Source organism: Labrenzia sp. R5_0 (assembly GCF_017743835.1).
In the GTDB taxonomy this organism is placed as follows: domain Bacteria; phylum Pseudomonadota; class Alphaproteobacteria; order Rhizobiales; family Stappiaceae; genus Roseibium; species Roseibium algicola.
Map to the genome: position 1 here is coordinate 994,830 of NZ_JAGHRK010000002.1, position 17,524 is coordinate 1,012,353.

Annotated in this window: 16 protein-coding genes; 2 read left to right on the forward strand and 14 right to left on the reverse strand. The window is 59.2% G+C overall.

Annotated features, from left to right (window positions below; all coding sequences use genetic code 11):
• Positions 1-7: 7 nt before the first annotated feature.
• The 9 genes from J7447_RS13490 to J7447_RS13530 form a co-directional block, all read right to left on the reverse strand.
• Entirely contained in the window at positions 8-892 is an 885-nt protein-coding gene (locus tag J7447_RS13490; RefSeq protein ID WP_022998120.1) for a cytochrome c1, read from the reverse strand.
• A gap of 30 nt (positions 893-922) precedes the next feature.
• Positions 923-2,188, reverse strand: coding sequence for a cytochrome b/b6 (locus J7447_RS13495; RefSeq protein ID WP_022998121.1), 1,266 nt, complete (start codon positions 2,186-2,188; stop codon positions 923-925).
• A gap of 25 nt (positions 2,189-2,213) precedes the next feature.
• Positions 2,214-2,774: a ubiquinol-cytochrome c reductase iron-sulfur subunit gene (petA, locus tag J7447_RS13500; protein WP_022998122.1), complete on the reverse strand. Its 561-nt coding sequence runs from the start codon at positions 2,772-2,774 to the stop codon at positions 2,214-2,216.
• Positions 2,775-3,080: 306 nt separating this feature from the next.
• Positions 3,081-4,919, reverse strand: coding sequence for an ABC transporter ATP-binding protein (locus tag J7447_RS13505; protein ID WP_152505763.1), 1,839 nt, complete (start codon positions 4,917-4,919; stop codon positions 3,081-3,083).
• A 2-nt stretch (positions 4,920-4,921) separates the two neighbouring features.
• Complete coding sequence (locus tag J7447_RS13510; protein WP_145903536.1) at positions 4,922-5,350, reverse strand: hypothetical protein; 429 nt, start codon at positions 5,348-5,350, stop codon at positions 4,922-4,924.
• A gap of 394 nt (positions 5,351-5,744) precedes the next feature.
• Positions 5,745-7,607, reverse strand: a complete 1,863-nt coding sequence (locus tag J7447_RS13515) for an EAL domain-containing protein (protein WP_209169837.1) — start codon at positions 7,605-7,607, stop codon at positions 5,745-5,747.
• A 132-nt stretch (positions 7,608-7,739) separates the two neighbouring features.
• Positions 7,740-9,059 (reverse strand): methyl-accepting chemotaxis protein, encoded by a 1,320-nt coding sequence (locus J7447_RS13520; protein ID WP_022998126.1) that lies wholly within the window; start codon positions 9,057-9,059, stop codon positions 7,740-7,742.
• Positions 9,060-9,241: 182 nt separating this feature from the next.
• Positions 9,242-9,640, reverse strand: a complete 399-nt coding sequence (locus tag J7447_RS13525; protein ID WP_077292109.1) for a DUF2177 family protein — start codon at positions 9,638-9,640, stop codon at positions 9,242-9,244.
• A gap of 104 nt (positions 9,641-9,744) precedes the next feature.
• Positions 9,745-11,598, reverse strand: coding sequence for an ABC transporter ATP-binding protein (locus tag J7447_RS13530; protein WP_353653793.1), 1,854 nt, complete (start codon positions 11,596-11,598; stop codon positions 9,745-9,747).
• Between the two features lie 200 nt (positions 11,599-11,798).
• Between J7447_RS13530 and J7447_RS13535 the strand changes: the two genes are divergently transcribed.
• On the forward strand, positions 11,799-12,281 hold the full coding sequence (locus tag J7447_RS13535; protein WP_209169838.1) for a tRNA (cytidine(34)-2'-O)-methyltransferase: 483 nt from the start codon (positions 11,799-11,801) through the stop codon (positions 12,279-12,281).
• Positions 12,282-12,335: 54 nt separating this feature from the next.
• The gene (gene hemF, locus J7447_RS13540; RefSeq protein WP_209169839.1) at positions 12,336-13,262 is read left to right on the forward strand and encodes an oxygen-dependent coproporphyrinogen oxidase; all 927 of its coding nucleotides are present in this window, start codon (positions 12,336-12,338) and stop codon (positions 13,260-13,262) included.
• Between the two features lies 1 nt (position 13,263).
• Here the strand turns inward: hemF and J7447_RS13545 are convergent, their stop codons facing one another.
• The 5 genes from J7447_RS13545 to J7447_RS13565 all read right to left on the reverse strand — a co-directional run bounded on the left by J7447_RS13545 (position 13,264) and on the right by J7447_RS13565 (position 17,292).
• Entirely contained in the window at positions 13,264-14,376 is a 1,113-nt protein-coding gene (locus tag J7447_RS13545) for an HD domain-containing phosphohydrolase (RefSeq protein WP_209169840.1), read from the reverse strand.
• 108 nt (positions 14,377-14,484) lie between these two features.
• Positions 14,485-15,729: a CCA tRNA nucleotidyltransferase gene (locus J7447_RS13550; protein ID WP_209169841.1), complete on the reverse strand. Its 1,245-nt coding sequence runs from the start codon at positions 15,727-15,729 to the stop codon at positions 14,485-14,487.
• A gap of 4 nt (positions 15,730-15,733) precedes the next feature.
• Positions 15,734-15,994: a DUF6111 family protein gene (locus J7447_RS13555; protein WP_055655939.1), complete on the reverse strand. Its 261-nt coding sequence runs from the start codon at positions 15,992-15,994 to the stop codon at positions 15,734-15,736.
• Entirely contained in the window at positions 15,994-16,644 is a 651-nt protein-coding gene (locus tag J7447_RS13560) for a CoA pyrophosphatase (RefSeq protein WP_022998134.1), read from the reverse strand. The genes J7447_RS13555 and J7447_RS13560 overlap by 1 nt, the downstream gene beginning before the upstream one ends.
• A 39-nt stretch (positions 16,645-16,683) precedes the next feature.
• Complete coding sequence (locus J7447_RS13565) at positions 16,684-17,292, reverse strand: DUF1285 domain-containing protein (protein ID WP_209169842.1); 609 nt, start codon at positions 17,290-17,292, stop codon at positions 16,684-16,686.
• Positions 17,293-17,524: the final 232 nt, after the last annotated feature.

A 17,524-nucleotide genomic window follows, 5' to 3' on the forward strand; every position in this document is an offset into this window, starting at 1 on the left:
CAATCAATCAATGCTCAACGTTGCGCCACAGTTTCTTCTTCGTGAAGTAGAGCATGCCGGCGAAGACGATCAGGAAGATCATGACCCGGAAGCCGATCTTCTTGCGCTCTTCCAGATGCGGCTCGGCGGCCCACATCATGAATGCAGCGACGTCATGCGCATACTGGTCGACCGTCATCGGTGTGCCGTCGGTGTATTCGACCAGCTCGTCGGACAGCGGTGCGGCCATGCCGATCGGACCACCTGTCAGATGCTCGTGCGCACAAGCTTCAGCGGTAACGGAACCACCCAGGAATGCCGGGTTGTAGTTGCCGGTGAAGTCCTCACCCAGACATGCCGGGTTTTCTTCCGGATAGCTGGTGAGAAGCGCGTAGATGTAATCCGGGCCCTGCTCCTGATACTGGGTGAAGGCATCGAAGACGAACCACGGGAAACCGCGGTGCGCCGCACGGGCCTTTGCCAGCAGCGAGAAGTCCGGCGGGTAAGCGCCGCCGTTGGAAGCGCGGGCAGCCTGCTCGTTCGGGAACGGAGACGGGAACTTGTCCGCCAGAATACCCGGACGCTCATACATGTCGCCGTCGTCGTTCGGACCGTCGATGACGGTGTACTCGGACGCGATCTGCTTGGCCTGATCTTCGGTGAAGCTCGGGCCACCGTCTTCAGCAAGGTTACGGAAAGAAACCTGCTTCAGGCCGTGGCACGAAGCACAGACTTCCCGGTAGACCTTGAAGCCACGCTGCAGCTGGCCACGGTCGTAGAAACCGAACGGACCCGAGAAGGACCACTGCTCCCGCTCGATGTGCGGGGCGTTGCCTGCTGCGAAGACCGGGGTCGCGATGGCGACAGCCGCCACCGCAGCGAAGGAACGAACCATTTTGATCATGGTGCTCATTGTCTCAATTAACTCCTGATCCGGGCCGCGTTACTTCGTTTCCGGTGCTGAAGTCGCACCAGCCGGTTTGCCGGCTCCGCCCTTCAGAACCGCTTCGGAAATCGAGGCCGGCAAGGGCCGCGGTTTTTCCAGGAACCCGAGCATCGGCAGGATGATCAGGAAGTGGGCGAAGTAGTAGGCGGTGCAGACCCGGGCGAGCAGAACGTAGGTGCCTTCGGCCGGCATGGCGCCGAGATAGCCAAGCGCAACGGCGTTGGCAGCGAAGATCCAGAAGAACTGCTTGAACAGCGGGCGGTAGGTGCCGGAGCGAACCTTGGACGTGTCAAGCCAGGGCAGAACGAACAGAACTGCAATGGCACCGAACATGGCGACAACACCGCCGAGCTTGTCCGGGATGGCGCGCAGGATCGCGTAGAACGGCAGGAAGTACCATTCCGGAACGATGTGCGCCGGGGTCACGAGCGGGTTTGCTTCGATGTAGTTGTCCGGGTGACCCATGTAGTTGGGCACGTAGAAGACGAACCATGCGAACAGGATCATGAACACGATGATCGCGAACAGATCCTTGATCGTGTAGTACGGGTGGAACGGAACCGTGTCCTGCTTGGTCTTCGGCTGAACGCCTGTCGGGTTGTTGTTACCCGTGGTGTGGAACGCCCACACGTGCAGGATAACGACACCGAAGATCATGAACGGCAGCAGGTAGTGCAGCGAGAAGAAGCGGTTCAGGGTCGGGTTGTCGACCGCAAAACCACCCCACAGCCAGGTGCGGATTTCTTCGCCGACCAGCGGAATGGCCGAGAACAGGTTGGTGATAACCGTTGCGCCCCAGAAGGACATCTGGCCCCACGGCAGCACGTAACCCATGAAGGCGGTGCCCATCATGATCAGGAAGATGATCACGCCGAGGATCCAGGAGATCTCGCGCGGTGCCTTGTAGGAACCGTAATAAAGACCACGGAAGATGTGGATGTATACGGCGATGAAGAACATCGACGCGCCGTTTGCATGCAGGTAACGCAGCATCCAGCCGAAGTTCACGTCGCGCATGATGTGCTCGACGCTGTTGAAGGCTGCATCGGTGCTTGGCGTGTAGTGCATCACCAGCACGATGCCGGTGATGATCTGCGCGATCAGCACGAAGAACAGGATGCCACCGAAGGTCCACCAGTAGTTCAGGTTCTTCGGCGTCGGGAAATCAACAAAAGAGCCGCGAACGAGCGAGATGACCGGCAGGCGGCTTTCCAGCCACTTTGCCGGAGCGCTCTGCGGTACATAGTTTGAATGTCCAGCCATGGCTGTCTCCTAAAAATCTATGCCGTTAGCCGATCTTGATCGTCGAGTCGCTGACGAACTCGAGCGGCGGAATCAGCAAATTCTCGGGAGCCGGGCCCTTACGGATACGGCCGGCGGTGTCGTAGTGAGACCCATGGCACGGGCAGAACCAGCCGCCGAAGTCGCCGGAGCTGCCGATCGGCACGCAGCCGAGGTGGGTACAGATACCGACCTGGACGAGCCATTTCTCGTTGCCTTCGACGCCACGGTTGGCGTCAGACGCTTCCGCGTCCGCCGGCAGGTTAGAATTTCGTGCAAGCGGGTCGGGAAGATCAGCCAGGGGAACAGCCTTGGCTTCTTCCACTTCCGTTTCGGTACGGTTGCGGATGAATACCGGCTTACCGCGCCATTTGACTGTAATCGACTGCCCCTCTTCCACGGCAGAGATATCCACCTCGATGGAAGCCAGAGCCAATGCGGAGGCATCCGGGTTCATCTGATCGATGAACGGCCATGCCAGCGCGCCAGCGCCAACGACGCCCATGGCGCCGGTCGCAATATAGAGGAAATCGCGGCGGGTCGGTTCCGCCTGATCCGTATGTGCCAAGGTCGCGTCCTCTCGAAACCTGTTCAACCTGTACCGAAAGCCCGCATCACGTCCGGGACCCCTTCTTTGCCCAAGAAGGGAACGGAACCATGCCGGGCTCATCGGGGGCCGGATACGGGCTATTCCGCACCGGCCAAGCGGCTTGTCTTTTTGCACCCTTCGAAACGCTTGTCCAGTTCAACAAACGCCTCGAAACGCATATGTCGCAGGCAAAACAACCGCCGCGCCGCTTTTCTGCCCTTTTTTGGGGAATGAGTGCAAGAGCGGAATCCGATTGAATCCCGCTCTTGCCATTGGTCTTTGGATTTAGGCGGCCTGAACCGAGGACAGAAAGCCCCCCGACTGGTGCTCCCAGAGCTGTGCGTAAAGTCCGCCCCGCTCCAGAAGCTCCTGATGGGACCCCTCCTCGATGATTCGACCCTTGTCCATCACGATCAGCCGGTCCATGGCCGCGATCGTGGACAGACGGTGGGCAATCGCAATCACCGTCTTGCCCTGCATCAGATCGAACAGGCTCTCCTGAATGGCGAGCTCGACTTCACTGTCGAGAGCGGATGTCGCCTCGTCGAGAGCCAGGATCGGCGCATCCTTCAGCAGGGTGCGGGCAATCGCCACCCGCTGGCGCTGACCACCGGACAACTTGACGCCCCGCTCGCCGACATGAGCATCGAGACCCTTGCGGCCCTCCATGTCCTCCAGCTCGTCGACGAAGGACAGCGCATGCGCTTTTTCAAGCGCTGCCAGCACCTCTTCCCGAGTCGCATCCGGACGGCCATAGGCCACGTTGTCGAAGATCGACCGATGCAGGAGCGATGTATCCTGCGTCACCACACCAACCTCGGCCCGGATGTCGTCCTGACGGACATTGGCGATGTCCTGGCCATCGATCAGGATTCGGCCACCTTCAAGGTCGTAGAAGCGCAGGATCAGGTTGACCAGCGTCGACTTGCCTGCACCCGACCGACCGATCAGACCGATCTTCTCACCCGGATGGATCGTCAGGCTGAGGTCCTCGATCACGCCGGCTTCCTTGCCATAATGGAAACGGATGCGATCGAAACGGATCTCGCCCTGGCCGACCTCGAGCGCCTTGGCGTTCTTGACGTCCATCACCTCGCGTTCCCGCGAAATGGTGGAGATGCCATCCTGCACGGTGCCGATGTTCTCGAACAATCCCGCAAGCTCCCAAAGGATCCAGTGGGACATCCCCTGGAGACGCAGCACGAAGGCAACCGCAATGGTGACTTCGCCGATGGTCACAGTGCCGGCCTGCCACAGAATGATCGAAAGAACACCGATGGAGGTCAGCAGCAGCATGTTGATGAACACCAGGACGATATTCAGCCCCGTCACCAGCCGCATCTGCAGGAAGACCGTCTTCAGGAAGCCAAGCATCGACGTGCGAGCATAGGCTTCTTCGCGCTCCGCATGGGAGAACAGCTTCACCGTGGTGATGTTGGTATAGGCATCAACCACGTGACCGGTCATCAGGGAGCGCGCATCAGCCTGCTCCTTCGACACGTCCCGCAACTTCGGAATGAAGAAGCGGATCGTGAGCAGATAGGCACAGATCCACACCAGGAACGGCAGGCTGAGCCAGATATTGGCTCCCGCGACCACGATCACGGCCGCGGTGAAGTAGACCGCGACATAGACCATGATATCGGCCATGCGCGAGACGACCTCACGCACGCCAAGCGCCGTCTGCATCAATTTCGTCGCGATCCGGCCCGCGAAATCGTTCTGATAGAACGACACGCTCTGGCGCAGCAGGTATCGATGCACCCGCCAGCGGATGGACATGGGATAGTTGCCCATCAGCCCCTGGTGAAACAGCAGCTGCCAGATAACCTCCAGCAGCGGGCGCAGCACCAGCAGGATCACCAGCATGAAGAGGAGCGTGCGCCAGTTCTGACTGACGAACGTATCCGGATCGGATTTTTCCAGCCAGGTGACCAGGTCGCCAAGGAACGTGAAGATATAGACTTCCACGATCGCGACCAGCGTGCCGAGAAGCGACACACCGGCCAGGATCGGCCAGACAGGTTTGGTATAGTACCAACAGAAGGCCCAGAAGCCCTTCGGGGGCACTTCGAGAACAGTCTTCTCGAAGGGGTCCACGAGTTTTTCGAAACGCTCGAACATGATTACCTCTCGGCCCCGCTCAACCGTAACACATTGAGATGCACCAGGGCATCGTCAGTGCGCACAGGTTTTCTATGCGGGCGAATTATGCGGCCAGTCGCAAACAGCAGGAGACTGGCGATGAAACTTGTAAAGGCGAGAGCCACGATGAAGGTGCCCCAGAAAAGCGCGCCGAGTTCATCGGCAAACTGCGTCACCGGTATGTGTCGGCCGGCGATTTCCAGAGCCTCGATCCGGCTCAGATTGAAGACGATGACCGGAATGAAGAACACGACGGCGATCGCAAAAGTGGTTCCCAGAAAGACGCCGGCGGCGACAGCGGCACGCATCGCACGGCGGGGAAAAGCCTGTCGTGGCTCTTCTGGTAAAGACACTTCAATATCCGGACGGCCTGTCGCTGGGGACAGGTCCGGCGTGAAATGGAATGACATCGGATCATCTCCGAAATGGGATCGTAAACGTGGTGACGGCAGACACGCGTGGCAACGCATGCAGCTCAATGGGAACGGCTTCAGCCGGTCACCGCAAAAGTCAGGAATTTGAAGAAGGTCTGTGGCTTCCTAGCGGAAGCGGACAGTGATACCTGGGCAAGCCTGGAGAGCGGCATATGGGTGGATCATGCAGCGATCTGTCATTTAGTGCCCTCCTGGTTGCGCAGCCGGGCGGCTGCTGGGGAAACAAAGCCAACCACCATGAGTTGACTGGGGATGTTGGTACCTGCTTTCGGAGAACTTGAAAAGCAAAAATGCGTCAAATTGCAGCACGAAATATCGATCTGTTGCCCATCGGCCACAGACCCCCAAACCTCTCCCTGCGGCAGAGAGCTTAGGACTGATACTCCAGCAGCTCGAACTCGCGCATGTGAATTTCCGCTTCATGAGGCGATAGCGGATCCGCAATGACCTTGCCCTGCACCGTCGTGCAGCCGAATTGCTTGAGCAGATCGACCTGCTTTGTCGTATCGACTCCCGCCGCGGAAATCTTCAGCCCCAGATTGCCGGCAAGCCGGGTGACCGACTGAACCAGCTGCCGTTTTTCCTTGCTGTCCTCAAGCCCTGCAATAAGCATCGGACACAGCTTCAATTGATCTGCGTTCAGATAGATAAGCTGACCGGCACCGCCATGTCCGCCGCCGAACTTGTCCAGGGCAACCCTGCAGCCGATTTCCCTCAGAACGTCGACGGATCCGGCGAGGCCGTCCGGTTCGTCGAAACGGATGATTTTTTCGTCCAGCTCGACCACGATGTCGTCGGTCTTGAAACCAGCCTCACAGGCAGCCTGACGAAGTTGTTCAACGAAGCCTTTTTCCTTCAGACTGGCTCCGCTCAGGTTCACCGACAGGAAGAACGCCGTATTCGAGAGCTCTCGAAGTCGCCTGACCTGGGAAAGCCCCTCCAGCAGCGAGAAACGCTCGATCTGGGCGATTCTCTTGACGTCTTCGTGCGTCGACAGAAGGCTGACCGGGTCCACGAGCCCTTCGGAAGGATGCAGCCAGCAGGCCGTAACTTCGTATCCGATGATCCGTCGGCTCTCCAGGTCGTACTGCGGTATCATCATCAAAGACAGACCGCCGTTTTCAAGATCCTCGTCCAGCTGTGCCTGGATCATGCGCCGGTGGCGATGTGCCGCTCCAAGCGCATCCGTGTACCAGGAGATCTGGCTACGGCCCGAACGTTTGGCGGCATAAAGAGCAATATCGGCACAATTGATCAGCTCCGACGCACTCGCAGTCGCCGTTTTCGCCAGCACTAGCCCGACACTGCCGGCAACCCTCAACTCGTGACGGTCCACTCTCACCGGCCTGGCCAGTCCCTCAAGGATCCGGTTGCCCAGATCTTCCATTTCGCCTGGTCCGGACGGGTCCGCGACCACCGCGACGAATTCATCCCCGCCGATACGTGCGACCAACCCCTTGTTGCCCAGCACACGGCTCATCACCATGGCCACATGACGCAGCACCGCATCGCCTGCTCCGTGTCCATGGCTGTCGTTGATGTCCTTGAAGTGGTCCAGATCAAAATGAATGATCCCGATCTGAGCGTTGCCGGCCGTGCCCTCTGCAACGCGCTCCTTCAGGTAGGCATTCAGCTTGGCCCGGTTGGCAACGCCGGTCAGGTCGTCATGCTCCGCCTGATGTTTCAACCGGATGCGCGCGTTCTCCAGCTCCTTCACATGCTCAACCTGGCTGGTTACATCCCGGCAAATCAGAATGATCTTGGTTTCTTCCAGCGTCTTTCCCTCGACCACAGCAAAGGTCAGCTGGTTCCAGAACAATTCGCCGTTCTTGCGCCGGTTGAGGATCAGCTCTTCGGTTCCCGACCGGAACTTCGTCAGGTCGTAGCGGAAGTTTTCGATCTCGTCCGGGGAGAGCTGGTTTTCCGGCGGCAAGATGAATTCCTGAGGCCGCCGGCCGCGAATTTCTTCAGCGCTGAAACCGGTGATGCGGGAATAGGCCGGATTCGTCCATTCGATGTGCCCGTCGATGTCCTGCATGACCAGGCCTTCATGGGCATGCTCCACGACAAGCTGAAGGATTGCGGCATCGTTGCCAAATCTGGAAACGCTGGAAGGAGCCGAGCCGTCCCGCTGCCTTCGGCCGCATAAATAGCATACGGCCATGAGAACCAGAGCGGTTCCCAATGCGAGCAGGAGATGTTGACCCGGCACATTCGCTAAGAATTCTGCCATATTCCGTCTTCAGCCAAGATATTAGTTACGCTTACTCTACGGGAGCAAAACTGAACCAATCTCTAAACTGCAAGTGATTTTATTGGGTTACTGTCATTTATACCAATACACAAGGCGTTCCGCGGCTGCCTCTCAGGCAGCCCGCACGCTTTGCAGAAATTGCCGAACCTGTTCTTGCAGGCTGTTTGACAATTGCCCGAGTTCGGCAGCGGCACCGTTCATTTCATCGGTAGCCGTCCGACTGGTCTCCATAACGTCGCTCAAGGTATCGACGTTTTCGGCCACTTGATCGGAACTGGTCCGCGCCGTCAGTGCATTGCTGCTGATCTCATGGGTGGCCGTTGTCTGTTCCTCGACCGCTTCGCGGATTTTTCCGGAAATCTCGCTGACGCGGCCAATGGTTTCCGCGATCGAACGGATGGCGGTTTCGGAAAGCTCCGCGACTTCCTGCACCGCTGTCACCTGCGCGGAGATGTCTTCGGTCGCCCTGGTCGTCTGCTCGGCAAGGGCCTTGACCTCATTCGCAACGACGGCAAATCCCCGCCCGGCTTCGCCAGCCCTTGCGGCCTCGATGGTCGCATTGAGCGCAAGCAGGTTGGTCTGGCTTGCGATCTGGCTGATCAACTCGACGATTTCACCAATGGCACGGCCGGTTTCCGCAAGCCGACCGACAATCTCGTCGGTTTTCCGGGCTTCCGCCACCGCGGTGCTGGCAATGTCCGTTGCCTGATCGACGTCCTCACGCACACGGCTCAGCGAACCGGACAGCCGGTCTGCCGAACTCGTCACGAAAGCGACGGAACTGCTGGCTTCCGATGTTGCCTGATGTACTTCCTGAACCGCCTGCATGGACGAGTTCACCGCCCTGTTCAGATCCGCCGAATTGCCTTCAACGCTTTTGGCAGCCGTCGACAAGGCAGAAACCACACCGATGACGGACTTCTCGAAATCATCGGCAACATCCTGCATCAGCGCCTTGCGCTCCTCGCTGAGGGCTTCCTGGTGGGCAAGTTCCTGCCTTGCCTGCTCTTTGGCCCGTTCGGCGAGATTGGCCCGGAAAGCGGTCACGGACCGTGCAATGGCTCCGATTTCGTCGCTCCGATGGGCACCGTCGATCTGGATGTCGAGATTGCCTTCGGACAACATGTCGAGGCCAGTCTGCAACCGGTTCATCGGCCGGGCGAGCCCTACGGCCAGAATGACGGCAAATGCCAGAAAGGCCAGACCGACCGGCAGCACGACCAGACCGATGGTGATCATCTGATCCAGGATAAGCCCGTCGATCTTTCCGGCAACATTGCCTGTCAGAAAGTCCTGCGCACCGGCGGGTGTGCCGATCTTTTCCATGAAGGCCTGGCGGAAGGTATAGAAAGCAAATGCGGTACCGGCCATCATGATGGCGGCAGCCGTCAGAACCATGGCGACGAACCGGCCCTTGATTGAAAGCGTCACGTGGAAACCCCGACAGTAATTTTTCAGCCCCGCTTACGGCCGCTGTTGATCAGCGCCGTTATCGCAAGATGAAACACTACCGCTCTGCACGTAAAAATTCAGTAACGGCCAGTCCTCGGAGAACTACGTAGTCTTGATATTTTTGACGAGACTGTTGTGCCCTGCGTTTCGCGTCTAGCGGATCAGGACATCAGCCGGGTGATCGTGAAGCCCGCACCGGCTGAAACCGCGGACAGGACCGTCCCCCACGCAACGTCGACGAGAACAACGGAAACCGGCCACTCCCTGAGCGTTGCGTAGTTGGTGACGTCGTAAGTGCCGTAGGTGAAAAACCCGAACAGCGCTCCGAAAATAATGGCGGTCACAAGGCTGTCTGCCTTGAGCGCGGGCGCAACCGCGAAGATCACTATGCCGACGACATACACCAGATAGAAAACACTCGCGGCGGCGATGTTGGGCTTTTCCATCATCAGATGGCCGATACGGTCAAGGTAGAACCGGGTGGATACCTGCGTCAGCCAGACGTAGTCCACGGCAAGAAAAACGAGCACTGTTGCGATGTATGCCGTGACGTATTTCAAGATCGGCCCCCTGGTTTTGCACTGCCTTGTTTCGTCGGTTCTACGCCTCGGCAAGAGCACTGGATCAGCAGGAATTGAGCTGAGCTGCTGCAGCGAACTTCAACTCAGGCGAATTCGCTTTCCAGTTCCAGAAATCCGCCGGACTGGCGGTGCCAGAGCTGCGCGTAAAGGCCGTCTGCATCTTCCAGGAGTGTCTCGTGTGTCCCCTGCTGAACGATCCGGCCCCTGTTCATGACAATCAGTCGGTCCATGGCGGCGATGGTCGACAGGCGGTGCGCGATCGCGATCACGGTCTTGCCTGTCATCAATCCTTGCAGGTTCTCCTGGATGGCGGCCTCGACTTCCGAATCGAGTGCCGAGGTCGCTTCGTCCAGAACGAGGATCGGGGCGTCTTTCAGGAGCACGCGCGCGATTGCAATGCGCTGACGCTGCCCGCCGGACAGTTTGACACCACGCTCGCCGACAAAGGCGTCGAACCCCTTGCGGCCGCGCCTGTCTTCCAGCCTCTGGATGAAACCGGACGCGTGGGCCTTGCGCGTCGCCTCCAGCAACTCTTCTTCACTGGCCGACGTACGGCCATAGAGGATGTTCTCGCGGATCGAACGATGCAGCAAGGACGGATCCTGGGTCACCATGCCAATCGACCGGCGCAGCGATTCCTGGTTCACATCGCGCACGTCCTGTCCGTCTATGAGAACACGCCCCGCCTCCACGTCGAAGAACCGAAGCAGCAGGCTTGTCAGCGTGGTTTTGCCCGCCCCCGACGGGCCGACGATACCAACGCGCTCACCCGGCTGGATCGTCAGGTCGAGATGATCGATGACACCGCCCGCCTTGCCGTAGTGGAACCGGATTTTATCGAACCGCACTTCCCCCTCAGTCACTTTCAGCTCCGGCGCCGCCGGTTTGTCTGTCAGGGTCACTGGCTTGACGATGGTCTCCATGCTGTCCTGCAGCGATCCGAAGTGGCGGAACAGGCCGTTGAGCTGGTTGAACAGCCGGTTCAAAAGGATATTCAGCCGCAGGATCAGACTGAGCGTGAAGGCCACATGACCGGCGCTGATGCCGCCGTCCTGCCAGATGGACAGTGCCAGGCCCGCAATCGAAACGATCATCACTCCGTTGACCAGCGTCATGATCATGCGAATTGTGGTCAAAAGCCTGGTGAAGACGCGTATCTTGGCAATCATCGTCTCAACCGAGGCCCGCGCGCCCCGGCTTTCTTCTTCCGATGATCCGAACAGCTTGACCGACTGGATATTGGTGTAGGTATCCACCAGACGTCCGGTCACGCCCGAATAGGCATTTGCCGAATCCTTTGCCGCAGCACGAACCCGTGGCACGAAGATGATGGCGGTTGCGGTGAAACAAAGCAGCCAGATGGCCACGAGTGCACCCAGCCAAAGGTCCAGATCCGCGACCAGCACGAGCGTCGTGATGGCATAAACGACAATGAACCAGACCACCTGCAAAAGGTTGGTCATGAAATCGCCCGCCGACATGCCCGACTGCATCACCTTCTGCGACAGGCGCCCGGCGAGATCGTCCTGGAAATAGGAAAGGCTCTGCTTCATCACCCGCTGATGGCACTGCCAGCGCACCAGATTGAAGAACCCGGGCACGATCGCCTGCTCTTCCACCAGCGCCATCAGCGAATTGGTGAGCGTGCGCACGACCAGCACCACGAAGGCCATGGTCATGAGTGTCCAGAAATGATCGGAGAAGAATGTCGCCCGATTGCCTTCTTCCAGAAGATCCACGATGCGGCCAAGAAAATTGAAGATCGCCACTTCAACAAAGGCGGTCGCACCGCCGATGGCGAGCATGGCGATGAACGGCCAGCGCACCTGCGTGACGAAATACATCAGGAAGGCAAACCCGCCATGGGGCATGTCGGATTTGGACGGCTCCCGGAAAGGATCTATCCAGGATTCAAAAGCGCGAAAGAGCGGGGACACGTGGCGTCTCCATGGAGGCTGGAGCGATTCTTCACGTCATCCTACGCGCCAGGCGCGAAATTGGCCCAATGAAAATATGTAACGATTTGCCCCAAACCCGCAGCTCCCGGCCTTGTACCGGGCATTGAAACCGGTCTTCCTGTGACAAATGTTATGCCTGCTGCTATTGAGCCGGTCTCCCGAAACCAATGCGGATACCCATGCCAGACATTGCCCTTTACCAACCGGACATCCCGCAAAATACCGGCACGATCCTGCGTCTTGCTGCCTGCATGGGCGTCACTGTGCACTTGATCGAACCTGCGGGATTTCCGATCTCCGACAGCGCTCTCAAGCGGGCCGGCATGGATTACCTGGAAAGGGCCGCGATGGTCCGCCACATCTCGTTTGCCGCATTCGATGACTGGCGACGTTCGAACAAGCGCAGGCTGATCCTGCTGACGACAAAATCGGAAGTGCCCTACGTGGATTTCGCGTTTCAGCCAGACGACATATTGATGATGGGCCGGGAAAGTTCGGGCGTGCCGGAGGACGTCCACACGCTTGCCGATGCCCGGCTGACGATCCCCATGGCCGACGGCATGCGCTCGCTCAACGTCGCCGTCTCAACAGGCATGGTGCTGGGTGAAGCCTTGCGGCAATCAGGCACATTTCCTAAAAGCCCAGGGTACACTCAAAGATAGCAATCACATGCATGCCCGCCGGCCCGGCAGGCCCCAACCAGTCCAGGCAGTCACATGAACGCACCCACACCTGAAAACCGCGGCGGTCCCATCCCGGACGGCATCGAGGACAAGAAGGCAACCGCACCGGCCTGGTTCAAGGAGTTGCGCGACCGTATCTGCAAGGCTTTTGAAGACCTGGAGGACGAGATCGGCGATCTCGCCGGTCCGCTGGCCGACCAGCCCGCCGGGCGCTTCGAACGCACGCCCTGGGAGCGCACCGACAGCACCGGGGCAAAGGGCGGCGGCGGTGTCATGTCCATGATGCATGGCCGCGTTTTCGAGAAGGTCGGCGTCCATATTTCCACCGTACACGGTGAATTCTCGCCCGAATTTCGCGGTCAGATCCCCGGTGCCAACGAAGATCCGCGCTTCTGGGCCTCCGGCATCAGCCTGATCGCTCACCCGCAGAACCCGCATGTCCCCGCCGTTCACATGAACACCCGCATGGTGGTCACCACCCGTCAGTGGTTCGGTGGCGGCGCAGATCTGACGCCGGTGCTGGACGCACGGCGAACGCAGGAAGACCCCGATACCGTTGCCTTTCACGAAGCCATGCGCGCTGCCTGCAACGCACACGATGTTGCCGACTATGATGCCTACAAGGCCTGGTGTGACGACTATTTCTTCCTGAAACATCGCAACGAAGCGCGCGGCATCGGCGGCATCTTCTACGATTACCTCAACAGCGGAACCTGGGAAGACGATTTTGCCTTCACCAGGGATGTCGGCCTGGCCTTCTTGAACATCTATCCGGAACTCGTCCGCCGCAATTTCCAGAAGCCGTGGAGCGACAAGGAGCGCGAGGAACAGCTGGTCCGCAGGGGCCGCTACGTGGAGTACAATCTGCTTTACGACCGCGGGACGATTTTCGGACTGAAGACCGGCGGCAACGTTGCCTCGATCCTCTCGTCCATGCCCCCGGTTGTAAAATGGCCCTAGCTCAGAAGGCCGGGGTGCCTTTCACCTTCTGAGGCTGCCGGCTGACCTCACCGAAATCCCGATCGAGGACCATCTGGGCGAATTGCTTCAGCATGACCTGGTCGAGTTTCTTGCCCATCTCCAGCATGACGCCAATGGCGGCGCGAACCGGCATGCCGTCCTTGTAGGACCGCGTCTCGGTAAGCGCGGTGAATATGTCGCAAATGGTCATCAGGCGGACTTTTGGCGAGATCCTGTCTCCCTTCAGCCCATCGGGATAGCCTGATCCATCCAGAAACTCGTGATGCTGGATGGCCATCTTCTTGATGTCGACCGACACTTCGAGCCGCGGTTTCAGAATCTCGCGACCGAACATGGGATGTTTGTCGATAATGGCGCGCTCGGCGTCCGTCAGCTTGTTGGCCTTGTCCAGGATGGTCAGCGGGATGCGCATCTTGCCGATGTCATGCAGCAGACCGCCGGCAATCACTTCCTGGCAATCCGCCTTGCTCCAGCCGAGATGCTTCGCAAAAGCCCCGGCGAGCCCGGCCACCATCAGGGAATGACAATAGGTTCCACTGTGGTGAGATTGCACGGCTTCCAGCCAGGGTGAAAGCCCGTCGAGTGACAGCGACGACAGGATCTCCGCCGCCCCCTCGTTCATCAGGCTGATCTGGATGTTGGACCCTTCCGTTGCAGACAGCGCGATGCTTTCCAGGAAGGAGTTGCCTTTCCTGTAGGCCTCAAGTGTCTTCGCCGGAAGTCCCTTTGGAACGTTGGCAAGCGGGTCGTCGGGAATGATTGCCTTGAGTTTGCGCACCAGAATTGCCAGTGGCGTGTCACGCTCCATGATGTCGGTCTTGCCGAGCGCTGCCGCCTGGATCACTTCACGCCGGTTCTTCTTGGACACCAGGCAGATCACCGGGATTTCCGCAATGCTGGCCCAGGATTTCTTGAGCGCGGTCAGCCCCGCATCAGTCGCGTCCAGCAACTCCACGACAGCGACACGGCCTTCGCCGACCGTCTTCGCAGACACCTTGGACATGTCGATCAGGCGCGCGGGAAAGAAGAACGGAAGTTTTCTGACCGGAGAATCGAGTGGAAGCGGGCCGTCTGAGATCAGGACAATTTCCATTCATCGCCTCATTGTATTCCGCACACGCCTTCTCACGACAAGTTAACCGGAAAACCCGCCCAACAGGAAATCACCATCACGATGTGACGCAATCTCAATAAGATTTCATTAAGTCGCAGCGCCTGCCCGCGTCAGCAAATCCTGTTTGGAGAGCGAAAAACCGCTGTCGCGCCAATCGGCCTCCAGAGCCTTGAGGCTATCCCCCAACGCGCGCCCGGGTGAGTGCCCGGCTGCAATCAGATCTGCGCCTTTGACCGGGAATTCAGGCACGGCAACCTCCTGCAACCGCTCCAGCAGCCTGCCAAAGATTTCCGTTGGATCTGATCCTTGCGCACGCAACCCCGCCCAGCGCCCCAAAAGGCCGTCGACCGCGCCCTGACGGCCGAACTGATACACCAAGTGCTCGGCCTCGGGCAGACCATCGGCCTGGCGAAGACATTTCATCGCCGCCCAGGCGGTCCGCATCCGGTCCCTTTCGGCATTCGACAGCCGAAGCCGGTCACTAACGCGCTCCACGTCCTCGCGCACGAAACCGGCAAGCACCACCAGCCCGAGCTCCGGATCGGTCACATCACTTGCGGTGGCTTCCAGGCTGCGCAGGGCCAGGTAATCGTCGATGCGGGCAAGGCCGCCCGTCGCGATTTCCCAAAGGCCGCAATCGTTCATCATTTTCAGGGCGGATCCTGCCAGAGGCGCACGCAGCAGCCGCCGCATCTCGTGGCCGATACGTTCTGCGGACAGATGCCGCAGGCCGTCCCGCTGGCGCAGGCACGCCCCGAGCCCGTCCGCATCCATCTCTCCGGCACCGTAGGCCGCGTAGATCCGGAAGAAACGGAGGATGCGCAGATAGTCTTCCTGTATGCGCTTGTCCGGCTCACCAATGAAACGCACACGCCGGTTCAGACAATCGTCCAGTCCACCAAGCGGATCGTGCAATCGGCCATCGCAGTCGACATAGAGCGCGTTGAGGGTGAAGTCGCGACGTTCCGCGTCGCGCGTCCAGTTCCTGCCGAAAACGACACGGGCCTGACGGCCGAAGGTTTCCACGTCCTCCCGCAGCGTCGTGACCTCGTAAGGATAACCGTTGCTGACCACCGTCACCGTACCGTGGTCAATGCCCGTTCCAACCGGCTTCAAGCCCGCGGCCAGCGTGCGTTCCATCACCGTTTGGGGCGAGGCAGTCGTCGCGATATCGACGTCTGGAACAGGGTGACCGAGTAACGTGTTGCGCACGGCTCCACCGACAACGCGGGCTTCGTCGCCGTCTTGCTCGATCGCTGAAAACACCGCCTGTATTCCCGGTGTTTTCAGCCAGTCCGCCTGTTGCAGGATCTGATCGGCAGTCGTTGTCATCGCGTTATTCGTACCGGCCCGGAACAAACACACCATCACGCATTTCCGATGGCCGCCAATTGGCCCCATCCGGTGCGTGATCGAAGGATGCCATGCCGACCAGGCCGGTAATGACCAGAACGAGGCCCACCAGCGTGAGCCACGCCATCGGCTTGGCAGACCAGCGGCCAGGCTCGGTGTTGCGCTTGCTCAGCCACAGCCAGAGTCCGTAGGTGATGAAAGGAAGAAGGAAAAGTAACAGATGCAGTATGAACACACGAACCATCAGCGGTAGACCGTTTCGTACAAGGAGCGGATAATGCCCGCGGTGACGCCCCAGATATAACGTTCTCCGAAGGGCATTGCGTAGAAGTAGCGGCGTTTTCCCTGCCACTCGCGGCTGAGTTTCTGATGGTTCGCGGGATCCATCAAAAAGCCCAATGGCACTTCGAAGACGCTCTCGACTTCGCCGGGATTGGGCCGGAAGGCAGCGCCGTCTTGAATGGTGCCAACCACCGGAATAACACGGTACCCCGAACCGGTGAGATAGGGTGCAAGATTGCCGATCAGCTCGACGCGCTCCGGAGCAAGGCCGATTTCCTCGTCTGCCTCCCGCAGCGCTGCTTCAACAGGTCCATTGTCAGTCGGATCGATCTTGCCTCCGGGAAGGGCAACCTGTCCGGCATGGGATTTCAGGTGACCGGTTCGCTGCGTCAAAACCACATTGGGCCCGTCGCTGCGTTCCACGATACCGATGAGAACTGCCGCATCGCGCGGTGGACCGTCCCACTTTGCATAGGGCCCAAGGTCCGGATTGAGAATGTGGTCACCGGTCTCGCGTTCGATGTCGCGAAGCGCTGCATCATCCAGCCGCGTCCTGAACAGGGAAGTCCAGTGTGCGGAATCCGCAGGTGGTTTGGTCAGGAATGCAGTCATGCAATCGGGGTTTCCGGTCGTACGAAACAGTTCATTCGGTCAGTCCTGAACGCTCAGGAAGGCGGGATCTACCGAAAAGAACCGGCCACCGCTCCAGACCCCCATCCGGGTGTCATCATCTGTTTCCTGCTCTTCCATAAGATCCGCCAGTTGATACATCAGCGCTCTGGTGAACAAGGCCTCCAGGCGCCCTCTGACGTGAACATAGGGTTTCAAACCGTCGCTGTCCGGTTCTTTTTCAAATCGAAGAGGATGGTCCGCACCAACGGCGACCAGATCACCGAGATTTGTCCGCAGCGTGAGCTGCTGCTCTTCCGCCTCGCCTTCCACCGCCATCTCGACGGCCAGAAGCGGGGCATCCTCCACGGTGATCCCGATCTTCTCGACTGGCGTGACCAGATAATGCCGGCCGTCCTCGTCCTTGCGCAGCACAGAGGCAAACAGCTTCACCAGAGGCATGCGGCCAATCGGCGAACCGAGATAATACCACGTGCCATCACGGGCAATGCGGATGTCCAGATCCCCGCAAAACGGCGGATTCCACTTCTCGACCGGAGGTGGTCCCTTGCCGCCTGTGTCCGCCCGGCTCATCAGTGCCTTTAAACCTTCGGGCAGTGCCCCGTCCGTTTTTGCGGTTGCCTCCGCCATGGATGTTTCGCCCTTGTCGTCTTCATCAAGGTACCGGAATTTTTGACAATTCCGCTACCGCCCGGATCTTCTTCGCCTGCTCCCGGCTTCCCGCAGGCCCGACCTTTTCCCCAAAGCGAGGAAAGATTCTTGGACCTTTCCACTGTATGGCGCACAATTGCGCCTTATCTACTGATTTATATGGTGTCAGACTGCTTGAGTCGCAGCAACAAAGGTCAGGGGTGTTGTTAGC

Excerpts from the sequence above, each read along its gene's own strand:
- J7447_RS13550 (WP_209169841.1), bottom strand. The coding sequence starts at position 15,729 with ATGACAACGACTGCCGATCAGATCCTGCAACAGGCGGACTGGCTGAAA.
- J7447_RS13535 (WP_209169838.1), top strand. The coding sequence starts at position 11,799 with ATGCCAGACATTGCCCTTTACCAACCGGACATCCCGCAAAATACCGGC.
- J7447_RS13510 (WP_145903536.1), bottom strand. The coding sequence starts at position 5,350 with ATGTCATTCCATTTCACGCCGGACCTGTCCCCAGCGACAGGCCGTCCG.
- hemF (WP_209169839.1), top strand. The coding sequence starts at position 12,336 with ATGAACGCACCCACACCTGAAAACCGCGGCGGTCCCATCCCGGACGGC.
- J7447_RS13545 (WP_209169840.1), bottom strand. The coding sequence starts at position 14,376 with ATGGAAATTGTCCTGATCTCAGACGGCCCGCTTCCACTCGATTCTCCG.
- J7447_RS13490 (WP_022998120.1), bottom strand. The coding sequence starts at position 892 with ATGAGCACCATGATCAAAATGGTTCGTTCCTTCGCTGCGGTGGCGGCT.
- J7447_RS13565 (WP_209169842.1), bottom strand. The coding sequence starts at position 17,292 with ATGGCGGAGGCAACCGCAAAAACGGACGGGGCACTGCCCGAAGGTTTA.
- J7447_RS13495 (WP_022998121.1), bottom strand. The coding sequence starts at position 2,188 with ATGGCTGGACATTCAAACTATGTACCGCAGAGCGCTCCGGCAAAGTGG.
- J7447_RS13560 (WP_022998134.1), bottom strand. The coding sequence starts at position 16,644 with ATGACTGCATTCCTGACCAAACCACCTGCGGATTCCGCACACTGGACT.
- J7447_RS13515 (WP_209169837.1), bottom strand. The coding sequence starts at position 7,607 with ATGGCAGAATTCTTAGCGAATGTGCCGGGTCAACATCTCCTGCTCGCA.
- J7447_RS13555 (WP_055655939.1), bottom strand. The coding sequence starts at position 15,994 with ATGGTTCGTGTGTTCATACTGCATCTGTTACTTTTCCTTCTTCCTTTC.
- J7447_RS13505 (WP_152505763.1), bottom strand. The coding sequence starts at position 4,919 with ATGTTCGAGCGTTTCGAAAAACTCGTGGACCCCTTCGAGAAGACTGTT.